This is a genomic window from Paractinoplanes lichenicola, from assembly GCF_016785085.1.
Lineage (GTDB): Bacteria > Actinomycetota > Actinomycetes > Mycobacteriales > Micromonosporaceae > Actinoplanes > Actinoplanes lichenicola.
On record NZ_JAENHO010000012.1, the window covers coordinates 77879 to 103305 of the forward strand.

General features: G+C 71.9%; 24 protein-coding genes. 9 read left to right on the top strand and 15 right to left on the bottom strand.

What is annotated here, in order from left to right; translation table 11 throughout:
* Positions 1–698 precede the first annotated feature (698 nt).
* Both gap and JKJ07_RS36125 read right to left on the bottom strand, forming a co-directional pair.
* The gene (gene gap / locus JKJ07_RS36120) at positions 699–1694 is read right to left on the bottom strand and encodes a type I glyceraldehyde-3-phosphate dehydrogenase (RefSeq protein ID WP_202996468.1); all 996 of its coding nucleotides are present in this window, start codon (positions 1692–1694) and stop codon (positions 699–701) included.
* A 63-nt stretch (positions 1695–1757) separates the two neighbouring features.
* The gene (locus JKJ07_RS36125) at positions 1758–2708 is read right to left on the bottom strand and encodes a GlxA family transcriptional regulator (protein ID WP_202996469.1); all 951 of its coding nucleotides are present in this window, start codon (positions 2706–2708) and stop codon (positions 1758–1760) included.
* Between the two features lie 82 nt (positions 2709–2790).
* Here JKJ07_RS36125 and JKJ07_RS36130 point away from each other — a divergent pair, with 82 nt between their 5' ends.
* From JKJ07_RS36130 to JKJ07_RS36150, 5 genes are all read left to right on the top strand, one after another.
* The gene (locus JKJ07_RS36130) at positions 2791–3753 is read left to right on the top strand and encodes a hypothetical protein (protein ID WP_202996470.1); all 963 of its coding nucleotides are present in this window, start codon (positions 2791–2793) and stop codon (positions 3751–3753) included.
* A gap of 164 nt (positions 3754–3917) precedes the next feature.
* A complete protein-coding gene (locus tag JKJ07_RS36135) occupies positions 3918–5762 on the top strand; it encodes an elongation factor G (RefSeq protein ID WP_202996471.1) in 1845 nt (614 codons plus the stop codon).
* A 42-nt stretch (positions 5763–5804) separates the two neighbouring features.
* Positions 5805–6167 carry a hypothetical protein gene (locus JKJ07_RS36140; RefSeq protein WP_202996472.1) on the top strand — a complete coding sequence of 121 codons (363 nt, stop codon included), beginning with the start codon at positions 5805–5807 and terminating at the stop codon, positions 6165–6167.
* Between the two features lie 98 nt (positions 6168–6265).
* Positions 6266–7177, top strand: a complete 912-nt coding sequence (locus JKJ07_RS36145) for a thioredoxin family protein (protein ID WP_202996473.1) — start codon at positions 6266–6268, stop codon at positions 7175–7177.
* 47 nt (positions 7178–7224) lie between these two features.
* Complete coding sequence (locus tag JKJ07_RS36150; RefSeq protein ID WP_202996474.1) at positions 7225–7944, top strand: maleylpyruvate isomerase family mycothiol-dependent enzyme; 720 nt, start codon at positions 7225–7227, stop codon at positions 7942–7944.
* Here JKJ07_RS36150 and JKJ07_RS36155 read toward each other — a convergent pair.
* Positions 7922–8437, bottom strand: coding sequence for an imine reductase family protein (locus JKJ07_RS36155; RefSeq protein WP_202996475.1), 516 nt, complete (start codon positions 8435–8437; stop codon positions 7922–7924). The two genes, JKJ07_RS36150 and JKJ07_RS36155, sit on opposite strands and share 23 nt — an antisense overlap.
* A gap of 28 nt (positions 8438–8465) precedes the next feature.
* Between JKJ07_RS36155 and JKJ07_RS36160 the strand changes: the two genes are divergently transcribed.
* A complete protein-coding gene (locus tag JKJ07_RS36160; RefSeq protein WP_202996751.1) occupies positions 8466–8798 on the top strand; it encodes a winged helix-turn-helix transcriptional regulator in 333 nt (110 codons plus the stop codon).
* A 49-nt stretch (positions 8799–8847) separates the two neighbouring features.
* Here the strand turns inward: JKJ07_RS36160 and JKJ07_RS36165 are convergent, their stop codons facing one another.
* Entirely contained in the window at positions 8848–9573 is a 726-nt protein-coding gene (locus tag JKJ07_RS36165; protein ID WP_202996476.1) for an SDR family oxidoreductase, read from the bottom strand.
* 80 nt (positions 9574–9653) lie between these two features.
* Between JKJ07_RS36165 and JKJ07_RS36170 the strand changes: the two genes are divergently transcribed.
* The gene (locus JKJ07_RS36170; RefSeq protein WP_202996477.1) at positions 9654–10205 is read left to right on the top strand and encodes a TetR/AcrR family transcriptional regulator; all 552 of its coding nucleotides are present in this window, start codon (positions 9654–9656) and stop codon (positions 10203–10205) included.
* Between the two features lie 26 nt (positions 10206–10231).
* Positions 10232–11350 (top strand): flavin-containing monooxygenase, encoded by a 1119-nt coding sequence (locus tag JKJ07_RS36175; RefSeq protein WP_236030496.1) that lies wholly within the window; start codon positions 10232–10234, stop codon positions 11348–11350.
* Between the two features lie 3 nt (positions 11351–11353).
* Here the strand turns inward: JKJ07_RS36175 and JKJ07_RS36180 are convergent, their stop codons facing one another.
* From JKJ07_RS36180 to JKJ07_RS36190, 3 genes are read right to left on the bottom strand one after another with little or no spacing between them, the layout of a single operon-like run.
* Positions 11354–14362 (bottom strand): hypothetical protein, encoded by a 3009-nt coding sequence (locus JKJ07_RS36180; RefSeq protein WP_202996478.1) that lies wholly within the window; start codon positions 14360–14362, stop codon positions 11354–11356.
* Complete coding sequence (locus JKJ07_RS36185; RefSeq protein ID WP_202996479.1) at positions 14352–14759, bottom strand: hypothetical protein; 408 nt, start codon at positions 14757–14759, stop codon at positions 14352–14354. The genes JKJ07_RS36180 and JKJ07_RS36185 overlap by 11 nt, the downstream gene beginning before the upstream one ends.
* A 43-nt stretch (positions 14760–14802) precedes the next feature.
* Positions 14803–15150, bottom strand: coding sequence for an ArsR/SmtB family transcription factor (locus tag JKJ07_RS36190; protein ID WP_202996480.1), 348 nt, complete (start codon positions 15148–15150; stop codon positions 14803–14805).
* 19 nt (positions 15151–15169) lie between these two features.
* Here JKJ07_RS36190 and JKJ07_RS36195 point away from each other — a divergent pair, with 19 nt between their 5' ends.
* On the top strand, positions 15170–16129 hold the full coding sequence (locus tag JKJ07_RS36195) for a cation diffusion facilitator family transporter (protein WP_202996481.1): 960 nt from the start codon (positions 15170–15172) through the stop codon (positions 16127–16129).
* Here the strand turns inward: JKJ07_RS36195 and JKJ07_RS36200 are convergent.
* From JKJ07_RS36200 to JKJ07_RS36235, 8 genes are all read right to left on the bottom strand, one after another.
* A complete protein-coding gene (locus tag JKJ07_RS36200; RefSeq protein ID WP_202996482.1) occupies positions 16120–17121 on the bottom strand; it encodes a phosphatidylinositol-specific phospholipase C in 1002 nt (333 codons plus the stop codon). The genes JKJ07_RS36195 and JKJ07_RS36200 overlap by 10 nt on opposite strands.
* A 45-nt stretch (positions 17122–17166) precedes the next feature.
* Positions 17167–18219, bottom strand: coding sequence for an amidoligase family protein (locus JKJ07_RS36205; protein WP_202996483.1), 1053 nt, complete (start codon positions 18217–18219; stop codon positions 17167–17169).
* Positions 18216–19049: a hypothetical protein gene (locus JKJ07_RS36210; RefSeq protein WP_202996484.1), complete on the bottom strand. Its 834-nt coding sequence runs from the start codon at positions 19047–19049 to the stop codon at positions 18216–18218. The genes JKJ07_RS36205 and JKJ07_RS36210 overlap by 4 nt, the downstream gene beginning before the upstream one ends.
* Positions 19046–19564 (bottom strand): SigE family RNA polymerase sigma factor, encoded by a 519-nt coding sequence (locus tag JKJ07_RS36215; protein ID WP_307834610.1) that lies wholly within the window; start codon positions 19562–19564, stop codon positions 19046–19048. Before JKJ07_RS36215 ends, JKJ07_RS36210 begins: the two co-directional genes overlap by 4 nt.
* Before the next feature lie 65 nt (positions 19565–19629).
* Positions 19630–22161, bottom strand: a complete 2532-nt coding sequence (locus JKJ07_RS36220) for an ATP-binding protein (protein ID WP_202996485.1) — start codon at positions 22159–22161, stop codon at positions 19630–19632.
* Between the two features lie 39 nt (positions 22162–22200).
* Complete coding sequence (locus tag JKJ07_RS36225; protein ID WP_202996486.1) at positions 22201–23130, bottom strand: diacylglycerol/lipid kinase family protein; 930 nt, start codon at positions 23128–23130, stop codon at positions 22201–22203.
* Between the two features lie 10 nt (positions 23131–23140).
* Complete coding sequence (locus JKJ07_RS36230; RefSeq protein ID WP_236030497.1) at positions 23141–24706, bottom strand: alkaline phosphatase D family protein; 1566 nt, start codon at positions 24704–24706, stop codon at positions 23141–23143.
* A gap of 81 nt (positions 24707–24787) precedes the next feature.
* Positions 24788–25390: a DedA family protein gene (locus JKJ07_RS36235; RefSeq protein WP_202996487.1), complete on the bottom strand. Its 603-nt coding sequence runs from the start codon at positions 25388–25390 to the stop codon at positions 24788–24790.
* Between the last annotated feature and the right edge of the window lie 37 nt (positions 25391–25427).

A 25427-nucleotide genomic window follows, 5' to 3' on the forward strand; every position in this document is an offset into this window, starting at 1 on the left:
CCATCAGGCTCGCGCCGCATCCGTCCCTCATACCGCGCCCGTCATGCCCCAGACGACACCATCGAGTGCGCGCTACGCCAGATGCGCGACGTTGCAGGACACCGCGCGAGATGCGCGGAGTTGCACGACACCGCGCGAAATGCGCGAGGTTGCACGACACCGCGCGAGATGCGCGAGGTTGCGCGAGGGTTGCACGACACTGCGCGCCGTCCGCAAGGGTTCCCGGGCTGTATGAGGTTGCACGAGACTGCGCAAAGGTGCATGAGGCTGTCCGACTGCGCATGAATCTTGACAGCCTGCGGGGCTGCAGCAGGGAACGCGGCAATCCATCACACTGCCCAAGACTGCGCGAAGGTGCACACGTTCCGCGGGACTTCAGGAAGCTGCGCCGGGCTGCACGAAGGTGTGCACATTGCGCGGGACTGCACGAAGGTGCGCAGCACGATACGCGGGGACTGCACGAAGGTGCGCACATTGCGCGGGACTGCACGAAAGTGCGCACATTGCGCGGGACTACAGGAAGATGCGTACGGTGCGCGGAGCTGCACGGAGGCGGTGCGAGGTTGCACGAGGGTGCGCGGGAGATGCGCGAAGGTGTGCGAGGCGGCGATCGGGGCGGTACTCGGGGCGGGGGCCGGGGTTGTCAGCCGCGAAGGCGGACGACCCCGGCGGAGTTGGTTAGGGCGCTGGCTTGGCGGTCAGGCGGCCAGTAGTTCCAGGGTGTCGATCACGCGGTTGGAGAAGCCCCACTCGTTGTCGTACCAGGCGACTACCTTTACGTGCCGGCCGTCGACTCGGGTCAGTGCTGAGTCGAAGATGGATGAGGCCGGGTTGCCGACGATGTCCGACGAGACGAGCGCGTCCTCGGAGTATTCCAGGATTCCCGCCAGCGGACCGGCCGCCGCCTCCTGGTAGGCCGCCAGCACCTCGTCGCGGGTGACGTCGCGCGCGACCACAGTGTTCAGCTCGACGATCGAGCCCACCGGCACGGGCACGCGGATCGAGTCGCCCGACAGCTTGCCCTCGAGCTGCGGGAGCACCAGGCCGATCGCCTTGGCCGCGCCCGTCGTGGTGGGCACGATGTTGACGGCCGCCGCCCGGGCCCGGCGGGGGTCGCGGTGGGGGCCATCCTGCAGGTTCTGCTCCTGCGTGTAGGCGTGGACCGTCGTCATGAAGCCGTGTTCGATGCCGGCCAGATCGTCCAGCACCTTGGCCAGGGGGGCCAGCGCGTTGGTCGTGCACGAGGCGTTCGAGACGATCGTGTGCGCGGCGGGGTCGTACGCGGAGGTGTTGACCCCGGGGGCCAGCGTCACGTCGGCACCGGCCGAGGGCGCGCCGACCAGCACCTTGCGGGCGCCGGCCTCGATGTGGGCCCGGGCCGCGGACGCCGCCGTGAATCGGCCGGTCGCCTCGAGCACGATGTCGACCTCCAGCGCGGCCCAAGGGAGGGCGGCCGGGTCGCGTTCGGCGAAGACGGCGATCGGCTGCCCGTCCACGACCAGGCCGTCGGCGGAAGCGGTGACCGGACGGCCCAGCCGCCCGGAGGTGGTGTCGAAGGCGAGCAGCCGGGCCAGCGCGGCCGGCTCGGCGAGATCGTTGATGGCCACCACCTCGAGCTTGCTGTCCCGCTCGAGCAGGGCGCGCAGCACGTTGCGTCCGATCCGGCCGAATCCGTTGATGGCGATACGAGTCATGCCTTCAGCCTGAAGAAAGACAAGCACCGGAAACAGTGGCCGCCACGCCACCCATCGCAAGGATCACGCCACGAACGTACGGCGGTACTGGCTCGGGGTGGTGCCGAGGATACGCTGGAAGTGCAGGCGCAGATTCGAGCCCGTGCCCAGCCCGACCCGGGCCGCGATCTGCTCGACCGGGAGTTGCGACAGTTCGAGCAGTTCGCGGGCCATGTCGATGCGCGCCCGCATGACCCACTGCATGGGCGTGTAGCCGGTGTCCTCGGCGAACCGGCGCGAGAACGTGCGCGGGGAGACGGCCGCGTGCCGGGCCAGGATCTCCAGCGTGAGCAGCTTCCCGAGCCGGTGCAGGGCCCATTCCCGGGTCGCCGCGAACCGTTCGCCGAGCGGCTCGGGCACGCTGCGCGGCACGTACTGGGCCTGGCCGCCGCTGCGGTAGGGGGCCGCGACGAGCCGCCGGGCCGCGTGGTTGGAGGCCGCCATGCCGAGGTCGCCGCGCAGGATGTGCAGGCACAGGTCGATGCCGGAGGCGGCGCCGGCCGAGGTCAGCACGTGGCCCTCGTCGACGAAGAGCACGTTCTCGTCGACGAGCACGGACGGGTGTTTCCGGGCCAGCTGCCGCGTGTAGTGCCAGTGCGTGGTGGCCCGGCGGCCGTCGAGCAGGCCCGTGGCGGCCAGGGCGAACGCGCCGGTCGAGATGGCCGCCAGGCGGGTGCCGCGGTCGTGCGCGGCGATCAGCGCGGACACGACGGCGGGCGGCGGGTCCTCGCGGTCGGGGTGGCGATAGCCGGGGATGAACACGATGTCGGCCCAGTCGAGCGCGTCCAGCCCGTCGGCCACGTGGTAGGACAGGCCGTCGCCACCGGTGACCAGCCCGGGCGCGGGGCCGCAGACCTTCACCTCGTACGGCATGCTCGCCCTGGTCGTGAACACCTGGGCCGGGATGCCCACGTCGAGCGGCTTGGCGCCCTCGAGCACCAGCACGGCGACGCGGTTGAGGCGGCTGGGCGGCACGCCACAAGGGTAGACTTTGGTCGGCGGGGCCACGACCACCGGCCGTTTCGCGCGTCCGGGTGGCGTCGCGACAGTCGAGGCCATGGCAGCAGTTCTCGCGCTGATGGCGCTCGCGCCCTGGACCGCCGAGTGCGTGTGGGGCGGCTTCGCGGTCGTCGACTGGCCCTTCGTCATACTCTTCCTGGCGCCCCAGTACGGTGGCGCCGCCGTGCTCATCCGCGAGGTGGCCCGGCGCACCGGTGGCGGGTGGCCCGCGATCGCGTTGCTGGCCGCCGCGTTCGGCTTCGTGCAGGCCGGGCTGGTCGACCAGTCGTTGTTCAACCCGGCCTTCCTCGACGGCACCGGGTTCGCCGCGGATGCCGCCTCGGCCCGCGCGACCTGGGTGCCGGGGCTCGATTTCAGCGGGCAACAAGCCTTCTCGTACGTGGGTGGGCACGTGGCGCTGAGCATCTGCGCCCCGATCGCGATCGTCGAGACGCTCGCGCGCCGGCCCGGTCCGTGGCTGGGCAAGCGGGGCCTGGCCGTGATCGCCGTCGGCTACGTGCTGGGCAGCCTGCTCATCTTCCGGGACGTGTACGCCGACGAACACTTCTTCGCCGCACCCGTCCAGGTCGCGTTCACCGTGGCCGTCGCGCTCCTGTTGATCATGGCCGCGCAGCGGAAACCGAAGCCTCGGACCGGAAGAGCGCCCCACCCGCTGGTCGTCGGGGCGGTGGCCGCTCTCCCCCACGTGGCCGGCGGGCTTGCGCCGGGCTGGGCGGGCGTGGCGATCCAGGCCGCGGTTCTGACACTGGCCGTCGCGCTGATCGTGCGGTGGTCGGGCGGGTTCGATCAGCGGCACGTGCTGGCCGGGTGGGGCGCCGGGCTCGTCGTGTCGGCCGCCATCGCCTGTCTGGTGCCGACCTACGCGCCTTCGACGCCGGCGATGGCGCTGCTCTCCGACGTGTGCACAAGTCTGGTCACCGCCACCCTGATAGGCGTGACCTGGTGGAGGCGCGAGCACCTAATTGCTTCGACAGAGCAATCAGACCCCCGTACGGTATGAAGCCGTTGATCTTTTCGACGAAGGAGGGGAGGACAGTGATGCGTCACCGCACCGCTCTCCTTCTCGTCTCTGGTGTGCCCAGCCTCGGCTGCGCCACCGGGGCTGGACGTGCCTGCTAAACGGCGCAGTCCACCGTTCAGAACTGTCGAGAAAGACAACCAAAAATGCGCAACATCGGCATCCTCGCGCACGTCGACGCAGGTAAGACCACCCTGACCGAACGCATTCTTTTCGCCACCGGCGCCACCTATAAACAGGGCGAGGTGCATCATGGCACGACGGTCACCGATTTCGATCCGCAGGAACGCGAGCGCGGCATCACCATCTTCTCGGCCGCGGTCAGCTGCGCATGGCGCGGCGAGCGGCTCAACCTGATCGACACCCCCGGGCACGTCGACTTCACCGACGAGGTCGAACGGTCGTTGCGGGTGCTCGACGGCGCGGTCGTGGTGTTCGACGGCGTGGCCGGGGTCGAGCCGCAGAGCGAGGCCGTGTGGCGGCAGGCCGACCGGTACGGCGTGCCGCGCATCGCGTTCATCAACAAGCTCGACCGGGCGGGGGCCGATTTCGAGGCTTCCGTACGGTCGTTGCGCGAGCGGCTGGGCGTTATCCCGCTGGTCGTGCAGCTGCCGGTCGAGGGTGGCGTGATCGACCTGGTCGGACCGCGCCCCGATCGTGAGGATGTGCGCGCGGCCCGGCGGCGGCTCGAGGAATCCGTGGCCGAGTTGCACCCGGCGGCGTTGGAGGAACTGGGCCATGTGACGGACGGCACGCTGCGGACGGCGTTGCGCGATCTCACGCTCAGCGGCGCCGCGGTGGTGGTGCTGGGCGGCGCGGCCTATCGCAACGTCGGCGTGGAGGCGCTGCTCGACGCGGTGGTCGACTACCTGCCGGCGCCGTCGGGCGATCCCGCCGCCCCGCTGTCGGCACTGGTCTTCAAGGTGCAGACGGCACGGCAAGGGCGCATGACCTTCGTACGGGTCTATGACGGCGCCCTCGCCAAGGGGGCCACGGTGTGGGACGCGGCCACGTCGCGAACCGAGCGGGCCGGGCGGATCCTGCGCGTGCAGGCCGACCGGGTGACCGACGTGGACCGGGCGGTCGCGGGCGACATCGTCGCGCTGGCCGGGCTCAAGCTGGCCAGGGCGGGGACGACGCTGTCCACCCGCGAGCATCCGGTGCTGCTGGAGGCCCCGCAGGCGGCCACTCCCCTGGTGTCGGTGGCGGTCGAGGCCCGTACGCGGGCCGACGCGCAACGGCTGCCCGGGGCGCTGGCCGCGCTGGCCGAGGAGCTCAACGTGCGGATCGGGAACGAGGACGGGCAGACCCTGCTCTCCGGGCAGGGCGAGTTGCAGCTGGAGGTGGCCGTGACCAGGCTGCGCGAGGCCGGGGTGGCCGTGAACGTGGGCCGGCCCCGGGTGGCGTACCGGGAGACCGTGGTGCGGGGCGTGACCGGTTTCGCCTATCGGCACGTCAAGCAGGACGGCGGGGCCGGGCAGTTCGCGCACGTGGTGCTGGACGTGGCGCCGCTCGACGGCATCGGCTTCGAGTTCGTCACGGCGGTGACCGGCGGGCGGGTGCCGGCCGAGTACGTGCGGGCGGTCGAGGCCGGCTGCCGGGACGCGCTCGCCGACGGGCCGCTCGACGGTCAGCCGGTGGTCGGGTTGCGGGTCACGCTGACCGACGGCGCGACGCACGTGAAGGACTCGTCCGAGTTGGCGTTCCGCACGGCCGGGCGGGCCGGGCTGCGGGCGGCGCTGGCCGCGTGCACGATGGCGCGGCTGGAGCCGGTGGCCGACGTGACGGTCAGCGCGCCCGCCGACACGCTGGGCGCGGTGCTGGGCGACCTCGCGGCCCGCCGGGGCCAGGTCACCGGTTCGACGTCGCAGTCGGTGACGGCGGTGGTGCCGCTGGCCGAGCTGTTCGGCTACGCGAGCGACCTGCGCAGCCGTACGCGGGGGCGGGCGACCTTCGCGACGCGGCCGGCCGGTTATCGCCTGGCCGCCTAGCGGTGTGCCGGGGCCCGTGGGGCGGGGGTTAACCTGACCTCGGTGGATAACCGGAAGAGATCGTCGGTTAGGCGCCCGGGCGGTGGTCCCGGGCGCCTGCCCACGCACCGCCTGGTGCTGGCCATGGCGCTGATCTCGACCGCTCCGCCGCTGGTCATCCATGAGGGCTGGCGCGGGGTGCTGGTGGCGGTGGCGGCCGTGTTCTATGCGACCTATCTGCTGCTCGGCAAGCGCTGGCCCCGGCTGCGCCGCCGCCGGCCGGTGTCCCCGACCCGGCCCGGCCGGCTGCCCTCGGCCCCAGCCCCGCCCCCGGCCTCGGCACCACCCGTCCCGCAACCGGTCGAGGCAGAGCCCGAAAACATTACGCCGCCGACTCACCCAGGTCCAGTACGCAAGCGATTGTAATCAGCGGGCATTTGTTCGTCCCTCGCACCCTTGCCACGAATAAGACAGCGATATTGGCTCGGCGGGTTCCGACCATTTCGTTTCGTGGAGGGAGCACCATGACCACGAGAGCGCCCTCGCTCGCCGACGCCGAATGGCTCGACTCCGCGCCGCCCGAGCTCGACGGTCACGTCGTGGCCTACGATTTCTGGACCCTGACCTGCGTCAACTGGCTGCGCACGGCGCCTTATCGGCGGGCCTGGTGGGAGGCGTACCGCGACGACGGCCTGATCGTGGTCGGCGTGCACACCCCCGAGTTCGCCTTCGAGCACGACCCCGACCTGATCCGCCGGGCCGTGGCCACGCGCGGCATCACCTATCCCGTCGTGATCGACAGCGACTACGAGGTGTGGAAATCGTTCGACAACCATTTCTGGCCGGCGCTCTATCTGGCCGACCGCGACGGAGTGATCCGCGACCACCATTTCGGCGAGGGCCGGTACGCCGAGTCCGAGCGCACGATCCAGCGCCTGCTCGGCGTGGCCAGGCCGCCGGTCCGGCCCGAGGCGCTGGGCGTGGAGGCCGAGGCCGACTGGGATCACCTGAAGACCCCCGAGACCTATCTGGGGTACGCCCGCGGTGAGCACTTCGCGTCGACCGGGGGCTCCCACGGGTACGCGTATCCGGCTTTCCTGCAGTCCGACCAGTGGGCGCTGGACGGCGACTGGACCCGCAGCGGCGAGTTCGCGGCCGTGCACCGGCAGGACGGCAGCGTCGCGTTCCGGTTCGAGGCCCGCGACGCCAACCTGGTGCTCGCCCCGGAGAGCGATCCCGTCTCCTTCCAGGTCTTCCTCGACGGCAAGGCCCCGGAGGACGCGCACGGCGCCGACATCAGCCCCGAGGGCTACGGCAAGCTGACCGAGGGCCGCATGTATCAGCTGATCCGCCAGCCCGGCCCGATCGCCGAGCGGCACCTCGAGGTCGTCTTCCACGCCCCGGGCGTCCGGGCGTACGTCTTCACATTCGGCTGACGCTTAATAGAGAGGCGTCATCCCGGACGTGGTGATAGAAAGCCGGGGTGGATTTTCCTGACCTGCTGCGCCTGATCGAGGAGCGGTCGGTGGCCTTCCAGGCCGCGATCGACTCCGCGCCGAGCCTCGACCTGCCGGTGCCGAGCTGTCCCGGGTGGACGCTGGCCGACCTGGAACGGCACCTGATCGACGGGCGCCGCAAGTGGGCGGCCATCGTCGCGGCCGGACCCGCCGACGCCCCTCCCCCGGCGGAGGTCTGGGCGGGCGACGGCCCGCTGGCCGTGGCCGCCCAGCTGCTGGTGGAGGCGCTGCGAGCCACCGGGCCGGACAAGGCCTGCTGGACGTGGTGGGGTGACTCGCAGTCGCCGCAGAACACGTACGCGGCCGCCCGGCACCAGCTGCAGGAGATCGCCGTCCACACGTATGACGCCCAGCTCGCCGCGGGCGCTCCGCAGCCGCTGCCCGAGGCCATCGCCCTCGACGGGGTCGACGAGTTCGTCACCACGTGCGTCGCGACGACGAGCCCGTGGCCGCACGAGCCCAACACCCTCGACTACCACGCCACCGAGGGCCGCTCCTGGCGTCTCACCTTCTCGGCCGAGGGCGCCCGCTCGGGGCCGCCCGGCGACGAGCCGGCCGACGTCACCGTCACCGCCCCGGCCGGCGACCTGGTGCTGCTCTGCTACGGCCGGATCGGGCCCGACGCGGTGAAGGTCGACGGCGACCGCCGGGTGATCGACCGGCTCATCGCGTGGGAGCCGGAGTAAGCAGCCCCGCCACCCGCATGAAGCCGTCCTCGCCGTGACCCCGGCCGATGACGCGCCGGGCCAGCCCCTCGGCGGCCCGCATGACGCCGCTGTCGATGCCGTGCGCCTCCGCGGCGTGCACGATGTGCGCCATCGAGGAGGCAGCCGAGGTGATCGGGTTGTCGGCGCCGGAGAACGTGCCGTCGTCGACCTCCCGGGCCCGGCTCGGGGTGTCGGCGGTCAGATTCACCACCGTACGGCCCTGGAGCGCGCTTTCCACGTCGCCGGTTCGCAAGATGAGGTCGGCCGCGTCGTAGTTGACGACACAGACCAGGATCAGCGAGCTCGCGGCGGCCGCTTCCCCCGGCGTACGGGCGCTGTTTGCTCCTTGCTCGACGAGCGCGCGGTCCTTGCCGGGCGACCGGTTCCAGACGGTGACCTGCTCGCCGGCCCGCAGCAGGGCGCCGGCCAGCGCGCGGCCCATCGGCCCGAGTCCGAGCACGGTGACAGACATACTTGCTCCAAGGTGTTGGGGGTACGTGATGACGCGCAGCCGGGCCCGCGATACGGACGTGTGCGGGGTGACCGCCGCGATCGCCGTGATCGACGGCAAGTGGAAGACGGCCCTGCTGTGGCTGCTGGAATCGGGCCCGATCCGGCCCGGCGAGCTGCGGCGGCGGGTGCCCGGCCTCACCGAGAAGGTGCTGACCCAGGCCCTGCGCGAGATGGAGGCGGACGGACTGGTCGACCGCGAGGTCCATCCGGTGAAGCCGTTGAAGACCGAGTATCGGCTGACGCCGTTCGGCCAGGAGCTGGCCGATGCCCTGGGTCCCCTCTCCGACTGGGGTCACCGGCGCCTGGAAAAGCTGTCCTGATCAGCCTGCTACGCCCGTCGCCCGCCGCCTGGTACCCACCTTTTTGTGGCTACGCCTCGAAGCCGGCCAGCTGCTCGTCGAGCCAGGGATAGAGCTCCTCGGCCGGCGTGTTGAGGCGCGTCTTGAGGTAGCGGGTCTGATCGTCGGCCAGCACCTCGATCGAGCCGTCGGCCACGGCGTCATAGGCCTGCGAGACCACGCTCTCGGGGCTGACCTTGGGGACCTCCCAGCGGGCCGACATCGCGGTGTCGATCATGCCCACCAGCAGGCCGATGACCTGGGTCTTCTGGGGGCGCAGCTGGAAGCGCAGGGCGTTGGTGGCCGACCACAGGGCCGCCTTGGAGGCGCCGTAGCCGGTCGGGACGGGCACCCAGGCGGCCGAGGACAGCACGTTGAGCAGCGTGCCGCCGCCGTTCGCGGCGAGCACCGGCGTGAAGGCGCGGGCGAGCCGGACCGTACCGAAGAAGTTGGTCTCGAAGATCTGCCGCAGCGCCTCCTCGGGGCCGGTGATCGAGTCGCCCACGGGCGCGATCGCGGCGTTGTTGATCAGCAGGTCGACGTCGGGGGCCTGCGCGGCCGCCCGGTCGGCGTCGCCGGGGCTGGTCAGGTCGAGGGTGAGCGGCTCGATCCGGGAGTCGTTCCACTGCTTTCCCGTACGGGCGGCGGCGTAGACCTTCGTCGCGCCGCGCTCGAGGGCCTGCCGCACGAAATGCTCGCCGAGCCCGCCGTTGGCCCCGGTCACGAGCACCGTACGACCGTCGAGTGCCTGGTTCATCTAGACTCCCTCGATAAGTGGGGAGCATCCCCGCTTGAACTATGTGGGGACACTCCCCAGATAGTCAAGAAGGAGTGGTCATGGCTACAGCCCGGCCGTTGCGCGCCGACGCCCAGCGCAACCGCGACGCGATCCTGGCCGCCGCGCGCGAGACGTTCGACGCCGAGGGCGTGCTGGCCTCGCTCGACGGGATCGCCCTGCGCGCGGGCGTCGGCAACGCCACGCTCTACCGCAACTTCCCGACCCGCGACGACCTGCTGGCCGCGGTGATGCAGACGAGCATCGCCGCCGCCCTGACCGAGGCCGACGAACTGGCCCGCACCCGCACGCCGCGCGACGCCCTGGCCGAGTGGCTCGTCCGGCTCACCTGGCAGCTCCGCATCTGGCACGACCTCCCGTACTGCCTGGCCTCCGCCCACTGCGCCGACGACTCCCCCATGAAGCCGGCCGCCGACCCCCTGCTGGTCAAGACGGGCGAGCTGCTCGCCGCGACGGAGTCGTCCTTCACCCCCGACGAGGTCTACGAGCTGGTGCTGGCGTTGTCGTGGGCGGTCGACCGCTTCTCCGACGACGAGGCCACCGCCCGCCGCCGGGTCGCCATGGCCACGGCGGGGATCCTGGGTTCCGCCTGAGATCGCGTTCTAGCAGACTGCTCCCCATGGCGGATGTGACAGTGCTCGGTGCGGGGGCCGCGGGGCTCGCGGTGGCGGCTCAGCTCAAGGGACGCGGCGTCGACAGCGTCGTGCTCGAGCGCGGGCCCGGGGTGGCCACGAGCTGGCGCGGCCGCTACGACCGGTTGCGGCTGCACACCGTGCGCGGGCTGTCCGGGCTGCCCGGCATGCCGATCCCCCGGGCGTACGGGCGCTGGGTCCGCCGCGACGACCTGGTGCGCTATCTGGAGGCGTACGCGGAACGCTTCGGTCTTGATGTGCGCACCGGCACGGCGATCGAACGCGTCAAGCCCGGCGACGGCCGCTGGTCGTTGCAGCTCGCGGACGGAACCGAACACACGACGGGCACGCTGATCGTCGCCACGGGTTATCTGCACACACCCGTGGTGCCGCAGTGGCCCGGCCTGCCGACGTGGACGGGCCAGCTGATCCATTCCGCCGAATACCGCAACGCGCAACCGTTCCAGGGCCGGAACGTGCTCGTGGTCGGCCCCGGAAACAGCGGCGCCGAGATCGCGACGGACCTGGCCGAGGGCGGCGCCTCCTCGGTCAGCCTGGCCATTCGCACCCCGCCCCACATCGTCCGGCGGTCGACCGCGGGCTGGCCGGCCCAGATGAACGGCCTCCTCCTGGGCAACGTCCTCCCCGAGCCGCTCTTCAACGCGATCGCGGCCACGATGGCCAAGGTCGAAGTGCCAAACCTTTCCCCGTACGGGCTGCAGCGCCCCACCGACGGTTTGAAGACCCGGTTGCGGACGCAGCGCTACGTGCCGCTGCAGGACGTAGGAATCGTCCGCGACGTCATGGCCGGCCGGGTGAAGCCGGTCGCTGCGGTGGAGAGCTTCACGCCGTCATCGGTGCAGCTGGCCGACGGCTCCAGTGTGGAACCCGATGTGGTGGTCGCGGCCACGGGTTACGGCACGGGCTTGCGCGAACTGTTCGACGACCCGTCCCTGTTCGACGAAACCGGGGTGCCCCTCGTCCACGGCGGCGCGGCAGCCCGGCCGGGTTTGTATTTCATGGGTTACGACGTGACGCTGGGCGGCATGCTGCGGCAGCTGGCCATCGAGTCACGGCGGGTGGCCAAGGCCGTTCATCGCCCCTGACCGTCACGGACGCAGGCGGGGGCCGAGGCGCCGCAGGGTCGACCTGATTCGCGCGTGCGCCATTCGCCTCGTCGCCGAGCGGACGCCCGATTTCTGGACATGGTCGAGAATGGCGGCGCCGTTCGCCGGGGTGGCCTCACTCAGAATCAGCACCAGCTCCTCGTCGTCCGCGCTCTCGAACCTCCGCACCAGGCACTCCGTCATGCCGTGGTTGTCGGGAAGCGCGTCATCGCGAACGATGCATCTCAGGATCGCCACCTGCCGAGCCGGATCGAAATTCAGGAACATGTGGTCGAACCAGCCGACTTGCGGATCGATCACCACCAGGACGTGGGCGATCTCCTGCACGGGCAGCACTTCGAGGTAAGCCCGGGCCTCCCGGGGAGTCACGCGGACGACCCACTCGGCGATCCGCAACTCCTCGTCCCGGTCGGGACGAGTTCCCGGGGGCGACGGCCGGCTCGGCCATTCAGCGGGCCGACCGGCGCGGCCCCGCATGGCGTCCGCCTCCGCATGCCGGCCGTCCGCATCGAGGATGTCGGCGCCGATCGCGCAGGCCGCCTGAACGATGCGGTCCCGGGCCTTCTGGAAGCGCGGAGCGTGCGCGCGCTTGATCGCCTCGGCCAAGGACCTCAGGGCGGGTTCGCTCTGCATCCCGGCATCGCGGCAGAGGCGAGCAAATTTGATCAAGGTCTGGATGAGATCGAGTTCGTGCCGCTCCGCGCTGGTCCGGGCCAGACGCCGGTGAATGGCGAGCGCTTCGGCCTGGGCGTCGAGCGCCTTTCGCCACTGGCTCTGAGCGGCCAGGACATCGGCGTGCGCCTGGTGCGCGTGGGCCAGGTCGGTGTCGTAGTAGACGTTCACCCCCGCCAGCCGCTGGAACACCGCTACCGCACTCGACGCCGCGAAAGCGGCCTCGGGAAGCAGCCCGAATGAATGCAGCGTCTTCGCCCTCCCGAGCAACACCGCGGCGAAGTCCACCTCGAGGCCCTCACCCGCGCTGTCGGCCATCGCCTGCAACAGCGCCAGAGCCTCGTCCACCGCGGCCAGCGCACCTTGAAGACGGTCGGCCCGGCGCAACTGCTCCGCCTGCTGCACCAGGACGCGAATCAGCGTCAGCCGGTGTCTGCCGTCGATCAGGACCAGCCGCCGCAGTTGCGCGATGGCTCGATGCCGGGTGGACAGCGAAGCCGTGTCACGGCCCTGCCGCCACAACGCGAGGCTGAGGTCGGCCAGGCAGGCCGCGACGTCCTCGGCGGGTGGCGTCATGCCGGTGCCGCTGTCGTTCCACAACCCGACGGCTTCGCCGAGGGTGTCGGTCGCCCGCACCCAATCCCCGGCGCGAATGCAAGCCCGGCCGAGGCTACGCAGGGCGACCTCCAACTGTGCCGCGTGGGCCGCACCGCTCTCCACGCCCAGCCTTCGCGCGATCGCGACCGCCTCAGCGAGCAGGTCGATCCCGTCCCGGATCCGGCCGGACTCGACCAACCGCCAGCCCAGCTTGAGCGCTAGGGCGCCCACCCGTACGGGATCGTTCGTGCTGCCGGCCAGCTCGCGGGCGAGGCGCTCGGTGACAGCGGCGATCCCCGCGTGCAGATCGGCCGGCGGCTCGGGCGGGAACGCCGACTCGATCGCGGCCAGCACGTCCAGCGGCATCGCCGGCGCGCCCGCGATCGCCGACAGCGCCGCCGACCCGGCCCGCACCGCCAGCTCGGGCCGTTCTCGTAGCACTGGCACTAGCTGGTTCGTGGCCAGGTGGGGCCAGCGGCGGGCGGCCTCGACCAGCATCGGCAGGGCGGTGGCCGCACTGCGCGCGTCGTGGGCCAGCAGCGCACCCAGCGCGCCCTTGGCCCACGGGTCGGCGCGGAAGCCCTCGACGTCGTGGCCCGGGGTCTGCAGCGCGACGAAGTCCTCGGCCAGCCGGTCGGGGTAGAGCGGCTCCAGCACCGTGTCGGGGTCGTGCGGTGGGTAGCACATCGCGTGGTCCTCGAGCACCCTTCCGGCGTCGCTGACCCCGTCGACTACGGCCACCGCCTTGAGCACGGGCAGGGCCGACGCGTAGTCGAGCGACCGGATCAGCGCGGCCACATACACGGCCCGGCCCAGCACCGGTGGTGGCGACTCGACCCGGCGGTCGTTGTCGTACATCGACTGCCAGTGGTTGCGTTCGCGCGACAGCAGGTAGGCCGACAGCTGGGCCGGGTCGGTGGGCGGCTCCTCGCCGTGCCGGACGGCCAGCACGTGGGCCAGCGCCGCCATGTGCACGGTCAGGAACGAGCCCTCGACCTGCGGCGCCGGGTGGGCGGGCACCGGGATGCCGAGCACGCGGGCGAAACACCGGCGCGCGACCTCGAACACCTCGGGCGAGCCGGTCTGGGCCGGGGCCAGCTCGGTGCTGTCCGCGTGCACGCCCAGCGTCTCGGACAGGCGGTGGGTCAGCGCGTCCCACCACGTGCCGAGGGGCCGGGCCAGCAGCAGCACCCGCAGCGCGCGGCCCGTGTGCAGGCGCCGGTCGAGCAGCAGGGCCAGCAGGTCGGACAGGGGCCAGCGCTCGGCGTAGTCGACCAGCACGAGCAGCGGCTTCTGCGCGACCAGGGCGGTTCCGGCCGCGACCTCGACCGGCTGCACCACGGCGTCACGGCTGTGCCGGGCCCGTACGGTGATCCAGCCGCCGGCGTGCGCGAGCTCGGCGAACCGGTGCGCCAGCCGGGTCTTGCCCTGCCCCGCGCCGCCGTGCACCAGCCGGACGGCCATGGCCGCTTCGCCGTCGCGCCAGGCGCTCAGGTCGGCCAGCTCCTGGCGGCGGCCGGTGAAGTCGACGACCCGGTTGCCCGCGTTGAGCAGGCGGCTCGGCAGCTCGTTGGCCGCCACCGCGACGGCCCCGTACGACAGCTCGTCGATGAAGTGGGTGCCGATCCGCTGGTGCACGTGCAGGTCGCCGTTCTGCACGGCGAGCAGCGTGGCGGCGTCACCCGCGGTGTTGATCTGCTGAGGCGCGACCTCACGCCTCATCCGAACCGCCGAAACCCGAACCACCGAGACCCGAACCGCCGAGGCCCGAACGGCCGGAACCCGAACCGCCGCGATCCGAGCGGCCGATCTCCGAGCCGTCGATATCCGGGCCGCCGGGATCCGGGTCGCCGATCTTCAGGTCGCCGCCCTGCACGGTGTACATCGTGGCGTTGCCGGACGCGGTGTTGATCTGCACCGGGCCCGGGCCGCCGCCGCCCGCCCGCAGCGAGATCAACACTCCCACCACGCCCAGCACGACGGCCACGAGAACGCCGGCCACGCTGGACAGTTTGTCGGCGCGGTCGAGCCCGTTGCGCGTCAGGAAGACGATCCACCCGGTCAGCAGCAACCCACAGCCGACCATCGTCATCGATGCCCACAGCCACCGCCGCGTCATCGCCCCAGTATGGCCGACCGGCGACAGTGCGGGCGGCGCGACACTATCGGTTCGGCCGGTGGTGCTCGGCCATGTGCAGGGCCTCGGTGACCAGGCGCCGCACGTGAGTGTCGGCCAAGGAGTAGACGGCCCGGCGGCCGTCGCGGCGCATCACCAGCAGGCCGGCCAGGCGGAGCTTCGCCAGGTGCTGGGAGACCGCCGGGCGGGCCGCGCCCACGGCGCCGGTCAGCGTGCTGACGTCCTGCTCGCCGTCGAGCAGGGCCGCCGCCAGGCGGAGGCGGGTGGGGTCGCCGAGCAACGACAGGACCTGGGCCGCTGCCTCGATCACGTTGTCGCGTGGGAGGCGTTTCTGCAGCTCATTGGCATCTGCAACGTTGTCGCGTGCGTACATGAGCACATAATATGGGCCCATGAGACCGCACCACCACGACAGCGCCGACAAGGTCGACTCCGCGCTCGAGTCGTCCCGCGAGGGTCTGCGCGCGCTCTGGATCTCGCTGGCCGGGCTCGGGGTCACCGCCTTGCTGCAGGCGCTGATCGTGGTGCTGTCCGGCTCGGTCGCGCTGCTCGGCGACACGCTGCACAACGTGGCCGACGCGCTCACCGCCGTGCCGCTGGCCATCGCGTTCCTGATCGGCCGCCGCGCCGCGACCCGGGCCTACACGTACGGCTTCGGCCGCGCCGAGGATCTCGCGGGCGTCGTCATCGTGCTCGTCATCGCCGGATCGGCGGTCGCGGCCGGTTGGCTGGCCGTCGACCGCCTGCTCGACCCACGGACCATGACCCACATCCCCTGGGTGCTCGCGGCCGGGGTCGTCGGCTTCCTCGGCAACGAGATCGTCGCCCGCTACCGCATCGCGGTCGGCCGCCGGATCGGCTCGGCGGCCCTGGTCGCCGACGGCCTGCACGCCCGCACCGACGGTTACACGTCGCTGGCGGTCGTGCCGGCCGCGGCCGGCGCCTGGCTGGGCTGGGGCTGGGCCGACCCGATCGTCGGGCTGGCCATCACCGTCGCCATCGCGTTCGTGCTCAAGGACGCCGCGCGCGAGGTCTATCACCGGCTGATGGACCGGGTCGACCCCGCGCTCGTCGACCGGGCCGAGACCGCGCTGCTGGCCGTGCCGGGCGTGCACGCCGTGCCGGGCCTGCGGCTGCGCTGGATCGGCCACCGCCTGCACGCCGAGGCCACCCTCGTCGTCGACGCCCGGCTGAGCCTGCTGGCCGCGCACGAGATCGCGGCCGACGCCGAGCACCGGCTGACCCATCGGGTGCCCCGGCTGACCGGCGCCACCGTGCACGTCGACCCGGCCAGCCACCCCGGCGACGACCACCACCGCGAGCTGGCCCATCACCGGGCGAGTCAGTTGTAGCCGATGACCTTGTCGATCAGCCCGCCGCCGGGGAAATCGAGCAACAGCATCCCCGTACGGGAAACCGGGGTGTGCACTTCCGGGCCCTCGTTGAGGTAGGTCAGCAGGAACGGGTTGACGCCCTGGACGCCCAACGCGCCACCTGCGACCTGGTAGGGCTGGGCGAAGACGCTCGAACCGCTGCCGAAGTTGACGTACATCTTGCCCGGGTCACCGGCGCTGGTGGCGTCGAGGAAGCGGCGCACCTGGTCGCGCTTGGTGGCGATCGCGCCCACGTTCGGCACGTTGTAGTTGTCCTGCACCCATTCCGACGAGCCGTCCTGCCAGCCGGAGAACTGGGCCAGCCCGTAGCGGTCGACCACCCCGCCGCGCGGGCCGTTGAGCACCGCCAGCACCACCTTGCCGCGGATCTGGCCCAGCGTCGGGGTGGGCGCGGCGGCCGACCGGGTCACCGAGGGCGTCCAGAACAGGCCGGGGCGCTTGGCCACGTACGAGTCGAAGATGTCGGTGAACGGGCGCTGACCCGACACGTCGGTGCACGAGCCCAGCCCGCCGTGGCACTCCTGCTTGAGCCGCAGCACGACCGTCTCGCCCGGATGCGCGCCCAGGAACTCGGCCAGCCGGGCCAGCACGTCGTCGAAGTTCGCGTTCTGATAGGTGGCGCCGTGGTGGATGGTGAAGGTGTTGCCCGTGTTGACCCGCGCCCGCACGTCGATCATGCGGATGCCCGCCCGCAGCTGCGCGGTCAGCGTGTTCGCGCTGTTGCCGTAGTTCTCCTGCGTCTGGGTGAGCGAGCCGCCGGTGATCGACAGCGACTGGTGCGTGCCGGGGATGGAGAGGGCGGCCAGGCTCTTGCCGTCGGGCTGCGAGCGCATCCAGTCGGGGTTGTCGGCCGAGGCCAGGGTGCGATAGGAGCTGTCGGCCGCGAACGCCGGAGCGGGCGCGACGAGGACGATGGCGGCCGCGAGGACCACGGCGAGGGCACGCTTCATGGCCGCAATATAGCGAGCGTTATCGATGAACAGATGGATCTTCCGTTAACGGCGGGCCATCGCCTCGGCCGCGAACTCCATCAGCTGCTCGATCGGGTCAGCCGCCACCGGGGGCAGCGACGACGACACGAGGCAGCGCTCCAGCAGCAGCTCGACCAGCGCGGCCCGGTTGACGATCTCGTCGGTGTCGATCGACCCGGGCAGAATGCGGATCTCGACGGTGTCGCGGATCGGGTGCTCGGCGAACAGCTGCGTCAGGTTGATGTCAAAGAACTTGGTGAGCCCGCCCTTGTCGGCAGCGTTGCTCAAGTCGTCCCACCCGGGCGCGCCGGTGGTGGCGGCCACCAGCGGCTCGGGCAGCGGGGCGAGGCGGCGGCAGGCCGGGTTGGTCTGCAGCAGCGCCCGCAACGGCTCACGCCAGAGCGCGAACAGCCGCACCACGTTGGCCAGGGCCTGCGCGCGGCGGAACGGAGCACCGTCGAGGTGCAGGTGGACGGCGGCCTCGACCGGCACGGTGAAGCCGAGCTCGCGGGCGGGCGCGAGCAGCTCCTCCAAGGCCTCGTCGTGACCGGCGGCCAGCGGCGGGGTGATCACTTCGCAGGGCCGATCGCGCTCGCCGCCGGCCGGGGCGGCGAGCGCGATCGTGCTGCCGGCGGCGTCGTCGAGCCGGACGACGTCGCCGATCTGCTCGGGCTTGACCCGCCACAGCGCGGCGGCGGCGTCGAGCACCGTCTCGAGCGGGGCGGCCGGGTCGCACTGCTCGGCCAGCAGGCCCAGCAGGCGGGAGTCGTCGCTGAGCACGCGATACCAGCCCGGTGGGGCGGGGGTGCGCGGGTCGAGGCCGTCGATCAGGGTGATGTCGTCGACCAGGGTGCACAGCGGGCTGCCGTCCGGCCGGTCGACCGCGAAGCCCAGCGTGAGATTGAGGAAGCGGCCCAGGCCGGGCACCAGCGACGGCTCACTGTCGCGGTGCCAGACCGGGCGGACCCGGCCGCCGGAGCGGGCGGCCAGGTCGTCGGCGAGGCTGCGCCGGCTGACGCCCGGGGGCGCCATCAGCTCGATCTCGAAGCCGATGCGCCGGCGCAACCGGTCGCTCACGGCTTGATCGGCAGTTCCTGGCCGGCCAGCAGGCGCTTGCCCGCCTCGACCTTGGCCGACCAGTTGTCCTTGAGGTTCCAGAGCTTGGCCAGCTTCGCGGCGTCTTCCATCTCGTAGCCGGCCTCCCAGAACGCGCTGGCCCGCTTGTTCTCGAGGGCGGCGGCGACGTTCTCCTTGGTCGGCTTGACCGGCAGCTCCTGACCCGCGAGCAGGCGCTTGCCCGCCTCGAGCTTGGCGTCGGCCGGGTCCTTGAGCTTCCAGATCTTGGCCAGCTTCTCGGCCTCGGTCCAGGTGTAGCCCGCGTTGAAGAACGCCTGGAACTGCTTGTCCTGCTCGGGGGAGATCGTCTCCTCCTCGACCGGGGCATCGGGCGAGGGCTTGATCGGCAGGGTCTCGCCGAGCAGCAGGCGGCGGCCGGCCTCGGCCTTGACCGCCAGGCGGTCGTCGCCGTTCATCCTCCACAGCCGGGCCAGCACACCGGCGTTGTCGTAGCCGTAGCCGGCCTCGGTGTAGGCCTCGAGGTTGCGGTCGTAGTCGCTGGCACCGGTCGACGGCGCCGCCGACGGCGTGGCCGGCGCGCCGGCCGGGACCCCGGCGGCGGTGTTGGTCACCGGCTGGTTGGCCGGCAGGAACGCGGGCAGGTTGATCGCCCCGGCGATGAGGCCGGCGCTCAGGACGCCACCGGCAGCGATCTGGGCGCCCCGCCGGCGCCGCTTGTATTTGGTGGAAAGCTCCTGGACGCGGGCGTAGACCGCGGCCGGGTCGATGTTGTTGTTCTCGTGGGACTCGAAAGCCTCGCGCAGCTGATCGTGGTGCGGCTGCTCAGTCACGACTTCTCCTCGGCGGGAATGCGTTCCATGAGCTCCGGTGAGAGCCGGAGCGTTTTCAGCGCCCTCGAGGCGTGGCTGCGGACCGTCGCCGGGGAGCACCCCAGCAGGTCGGCGATCTGCTCGTCCTCGAGCTGCTCGTAATACCGCAGCACCAGGACCGCCCGCTGTTTGCGCCCGAGAGTGGACAGGCGCTTCCAGAGGACGTCGGCCATGACGACACCGTCGGCGTGGTCGCGCACACCACCCCGGGCGTCGTCGAGGTCGACGAGCCTTTCCCCGACCGCGTGCACGTGACGGACCGCCCAGCTGCGCCGCCACGACAGGTACTCGTTGAGCACCATGCGCCGCACGTACGCCTCGGGGACATCCGCCTCGCTGATCCGCCGCCATCGAACCTGCGCCCGGGCCAGAACCTCCTGGACTATGTCCTGTGCGAGATCACGGTCGCCGGTGAGGACGACCGCATACCGCAGGAGGCTCGGGAGCCGGGCCATCGCGAACTGCTCGAAGGTCACAACCACTACGACGCACCCCGTGCCGGTTCTGTGCAATCCCGTCCGAAACAATTTTGACCGCGGGATCAGGCGTCCACGGCAGGCAGCGTAACGGTGAACGTCGTGCCCCCGCCGTGGGCCGGCCGGGCCGCGAGAGTGCCCTGGTGGGCCTCGATGATCGCCTTGGTCACGGCCAGCCCGAGCCCGGTGCCCTTGATGCCCTCGCGGCTGGCGTTACTGGCCCGGAAGAACCGGCTGAACAGCTGCGGATACTGCTCGGCGGGGATCCCGATGCCGGTGTCGCTGATCTCGATCGTCACCCCGTCGCCGCCGGTCTCGGCCGTGACGGTGATCCGGCCGCCCTCGGGCGTGTACTTGATCGCGTTCGACAGCAGGTTGTCCAGCGCCTGCCGCAGCCGCTGCCCGTCGGCGTGCACGGGCAGGTGCGGCTCGAGCCGGGCCTGCACGGTCAGCCGCTTGCCGTCCGCGTTCGGGCGGTGGTTCTCGATCACGTCGCGCAGCAGCCGGCCCGCCGACATCGGGCGCGGGTCGATGCTCAGGTGCCCGGCGTCCAGGCGGGCCAGGTCGAGCAGGTCGTCGACGAGCCGCTGCAGGTGCTCGGCGTTGCGGTCGACGACCCCGGCGTAGCGGCGGTCGGTCTCGGCCAGCTCGGCGCTCTCCAGCAGCGTCTCCATGTAGCCGCGGATCACCCCGATCGGGTTGCGCAGCTCGTGGATGACCAGCGCGGTCAGCTCGTCCTTCATCCGGTCCAGCTCCTGCTGGGCGGAGGCCAGCGCGAGCTGCAGGTCCTCGGCCCGGCGGCGCTCGACGAAACGGCCCAGGTGCGCGCCGATCGTGTCGAGGACGTCGGCGATGTCCGGATCGAAGCGCAGGTCGGTGTCGAGGAAGAACGCGAGCACGCCGAGCACCCGGCGCCCGGCCCGCACGGGCAGGCCCACCACCGTACGGATCCCGGCCTGACGGGCGGCCTCGGCGCGCCCCGACGACATCGACTCGGGGCCGCCCCAGATGTCGGCCCCGGTGCGCCAGACCAGACCGGCCAGGCCCTCGCCGCGGCCGAACTCGAGCGGCTCGTCGCCGGTGAACCCGGGCAGCTCGCGGCCGGCGGCGGTGTGCGAGCTGAGCCGGACGATGTGCCGGCGGTCCTCGGCGACCTGCCAGTACTCCCCGCACATCCAGCCCAGCGAGTCGGCCACCGCCACGACCGCGCGGATCGCGGCCTGCTCGGCGTTGGTGGCCTCGGAGAGCACCTGGTCGACGGCGTGCCGGGTGCGGCGCAGCACCTCGGCGTGGTGGGCCTCGGTGACCTCGTGCATGGCGGCGACGGCCCCGAGCCGGCGGCCGTCCGGCGTGTCGATCGGGCGGGCGTTGGTCAGGAACCGGCGGGGCGTGCCGTCCGGGGCGGGGACGACGAGCGTCTGACCCTCGACCACCTCGCCGGTGAACGCGCGGGCCAGCGGCACCTCGTCCGCCGGCACCAGGGTGTGGCCGTCCTCTGCGTACAGGCCGTACTGCTGCGACCACGTCTCCCCCGGCCGGCCCGGCCCGGCGTCGCTGCCGTGCACCTGGCGCAGGGCCCGGTTGAAGAAGGCCAGCTCGCCCCGGCTGTCACAGGCCGCGACGCCGGTGTCGAGGCTGTCCAGCAGGGCCTGCAGGAACGTCCGGTCGTCCTCGATCTCCTGGCGGCGGCGCTCGAGCTCCTTGGTCGCGATCATCCGGTCGGTGATGTCGTGCAGGAACGCGTGCGAGACGAGCTCGCCCTGCTCGACGGCGACCTGGATGGTCATCTCGATCGGGAACTCGCGGCCGGTGCGGTCGACCGCGGCGAGCTGCAGGCGTTGCCCGGTGAGCAGCGACTGGCCGCTCTCGCGGACCCGGGCCAGGCCCGCCCGGTGCATCTCACGGAACCGCTCGGGCACGATCAGCTCGGCCACCGGCCGGCCCAGGGCCTCGGCGGCGGCGTAGCCGAACAGGCGCTCGGCGGCCGCGTTCCAGGCCACCACGTCGCCGCCGGCGTCGAGCGAGACGTACGCGTCGTAGGCGCTGTCGAGCACCGACTGCATCCGGGCCGAGGCCAGCAGCTGCTCGCCGTGCAGGAGCCGCAGCGCGATCTCCGACTCGGCCGCCGCGGCCAGATCCCGTACGGTGGCCAGGTCCTCCTCCGACCAGGTGCGGGGCTTGTCGTCGGTGACGCAGAACGAGCCCAGGACCATGCCGTTCGGGGCGCGCAGGGGAAAGCCCGCGTACGCGATGATCTGGTAGTCGGTGATCGACAGGTTGCCGTGCAGGCGGTCGTCGATCCGGGCGTCCTCGATGATCAGCGGCGCCTCGTCGATCACCACGTACTGGCAGAACGAGTGGCTCAGCGGGGTCTGCATCTCGCGTTCGAGCCGGGGCGGCAGACCGCAGCCGCTGGCGAAGCGCTGCCGGTCGGCGTCGACGAGCGAGACCAGGGCCAGGCGGGCGCCGGTGAGCCGGGCCGCCATCCGGGTCAGGCGGTCGAGCGAGGGCACCGGCCCGGCGTCGAGCAGACCGGTCGCGGTGAGGATCCGCAGCCGGTCGGTGTCCGCCAGGGGGTTGCCGAGCGCCGTTCGCATATAAATCCGGATCGGCCGCCCGGGGCGGAAGTTGAGGGCCTAGCGGTCGGGCGCGTCGGCCGGGGCCATCACCCGCAACGCGTTGGCGGCCAGGCCGATGCGCAGCGGGGTGCGGCCGGCGGGCTCACCGTCGACCTCGACCCGGGCCGGGCGGTCGGTCTCCAGCCACAGCTCCCCCATGGCCAGGAACGGCTCCTCCCGCAGCGTGCGCGAGGGGCCCTTGGCGGCGTTGCGCGCGGTCTCGACCAGCAGCTCCCGGCGTTTCGGACCCCCCACCGCGTACGTCACCAGCAGCCGGTCGTCGGCGTCGGCGTCACCGGCGATGGGCCGACCGGCGTGGTGCCCGCCGTTGGCCACGTAAACCTGGTGGGACCGGAACTCGTGGCTGCGGCCCTCGGTGCGCACGGTGATGCGCAGCGGCCGGTGCCTGGTCAGCAGCCCGAGCGCGGTCAGCGGATAGGCGAACCGGCCCAGCGCGCGCTTGAGCGGCCGCGGCGCCTTGAGCATGACCTCGGCCGACAGCCCGACCCCGACGTGGTTGGTGAACGGCTCGTCGCCCGCCAGCCCCAGGTCGAGGTCGATCACCTTGCCCTTGACCAGCACCTCGACGGCCTCGCCGAGGTCGAGCGGGGTGTGCGCGGTGCGGGCGAAGTTGTTGGTGGTGCCCAGCGGGAGCAGGCCCAGCGCGACGTCGCGGTGGGCCAGCAGCCGCGCCGCCGTGCTGATCGTGCCGTCGCCGCCGCCCGCGATGAGCAGGTCGGGCCCCTTGGCCAGGCCCTCGGCGAGGATGCGGGGCAGCTCGCGCGGGCGGTCGACGGCCTTGGCCCCGAGCAGCGTGAAGCCGGCCTGCTTGAGCCGCTCGAAGGCGCTGTCGTAGAGCAGCCGGCCCCGGCGCGAGTGAGCGTTGACCACCAGCACCGCGCGCTTGTTGTCACGGATGTCCTCGGTCAACTGCTCCTTCGTGCGCATCCGGCCGAGCTTATCGGGTCAGCACGCTGGTCCCCGACTCGACGGCCCACGACGCGCTCGTGGTGACCGGCGTCTCGCGCACGTCGATGGTGGCGACCGTACGGACGTCGGTGTGCCAGGCCGACTTGGTGACCGAGCAGCGCAGATAGCCCCGCTTGGACCCGTCGAAGTAACGCACGTGCGGGTTGAGCACCGGGTTGACCTGCTTGAGCGGGGCGTCGAAGGCGATCGGGAAGTCCGAGCTGACCGAGGTGGCGGTGAACTCGACGGCGACCGGCGCGAGCTCGGGCTTGTCGAAGTCGGTGCGCAGCTCGGAGAACCAGGTCGAGTGGATGTCCCCGGCCAGGATCACCGGGTTCTTGACGCGCCGGTCGGCCAGGTAGTTGAGGAAGCGGGTGCGCTGCGGGGCGTAGCCGTCCCACTGGTCGAGGTTGGCCACGATCGGCGGGACCGGGGCGCCGGTCGGGTTGGGGAACTTGATCCGGCTCATCATCACCTGCTGGGCCACGACGTTCCAGCGGGCCGGCGAATGGTCGAGGCCCCGCTTGAGCCAGCTCTCCTGGGCCTCGCCGGTGAGCGTGCCCGTCGCGTTGGCCAGCCCGGCCTCGGCCAGGCCGAAGTCGCCGGGGAAGCCGCCGGGCTGATCGGTGCGGTACTGCCGGGTGTCGAGCACGTTGAGCCGCAGCAGCCGGCCGAAGTCGAAGCGGCGGAAGATGCGCAGGTCGGCGCGGCCCGGGCGCAGGTCGGCGCGGATCGGCATGTGCTCGTAGTAGGCCTGATAGGCGGCGGCCCGCTGCCGGGCGAACTGGGCCGGCGTCTGCAGCTTGGCGCCGGTGTCGTCGACCTCGTCGATCAGGTCGGCGTAGTTGTTCTCGGTCTCGTGGTCGTCCCAGGTGACGATCCACGGGAAGGCGGCGTGCGCGGCCTGCAGCGCCGGGTCGGTCTTGTACTGCGCGTGGCGGGCCCGGTAGTCGTCGAGCGTGACGAGCTGGTCGAGCCCGGGGGTGGCCGGGGTGGTGTGGTTGCGGTCGGCGAAGCGGCTGCTCGGGTCGTACTCGTAGATGTAGTCGCCCAGGTGCACGACCACGTCGAGGTCCTCGGCGGCCAGCCCCCAGTAGGCGGGCCAGTAGCCGTTCTGGAAGTCCTGGCAGTTCACGATGCCGAAGCGCAGCCGGTTGGCGCTGTGATGAGGCGAAACGGCGGTCCTCGTACGGCCGGTGGGGCTGATCTGCCCGAGGGCGCGGAAACGGTAGAAGTACTCGTGGCCGTCGTCGAGCCCGCGCGCGTCCACGTGCACGGAGTGGGCCAGCTCGGCGCGGGCGGTCGTGCGGCCCTGACGCACCACGCGGCGGAAGCGCTCGTCCCGGGCGACCTGCCACTCCACCTCGACCGGGCGGCGCAGCCCCTCACGGATCAGCCGGGTCCACAGGATGACGGCTCCGGGCAGCGGGTCGCCGCTGGCCACGCCGAGCGCAAACAGTCCCGCTGAACTGCTCGCATGTGCGGCGCCGGCCGGAAGCGCGGCGGCGCCGGCGGCCACGGCGGCCCCGGCGAGGATGTGGCGGCGAGTGGGCATCATTGCCTCCTGAGTGGACGTCCTGCCGACGCTTCACCCTTCCGGCGGCTCATGGCAAGCGAGTGACGTGATGATGACCGCCTATCGAACGCCTGCCCGCACTTCGCGGTCGGCCAGGCGCCGGATGCCCACGGCCAGGCCGGTGATCACGAAGGCGCCGCTCCACGCCACGAGCAGGCCGAGCAGCGGACGGGACTCGAAGAACGCCCCGCCGATGTAGCCCAGCAGGGCGCCCTGCACCGACCAGAGCAGCACGCCGCCGGCGGTGTACCAGCCGAACCGGCGCGCCGGATAGCCGACCAGGCCCGCGGCCAGCGCGGTGGTCGAGCGGCCGCCGGGCACGTAGCGGGCGAACACGATGACCAGGCCGCCGCGGCTGTGCAGCAGGCGGTGCACCCAGGCGTGCACGGCCACGGCCCGGCGGTGGCTCAGCCGGGCGGTGACGGCGGCGGTGCTGCGGCGGCCGAGCCGGTACGACAGGACGTCACCCAGCCACGCCCCGGCCGCGGCGACCACGATGAGCAGGCCCAGGTGCGGCCGGCCGGTGTTGGCGGCGGCGACCCCGCAGGCCAGCACGGTCGACTCGCTGGGCATGAACGGCAGCAGGGCGTCCAGCCCGGCGACGACGAAGACGACCGCGAGGATCCAGGGGCTGGCGGCCACCGCGTCGAGGGTGTGCGGCATGCGCACACGATCGAGCACCAACGTGTACAGCGGGCGA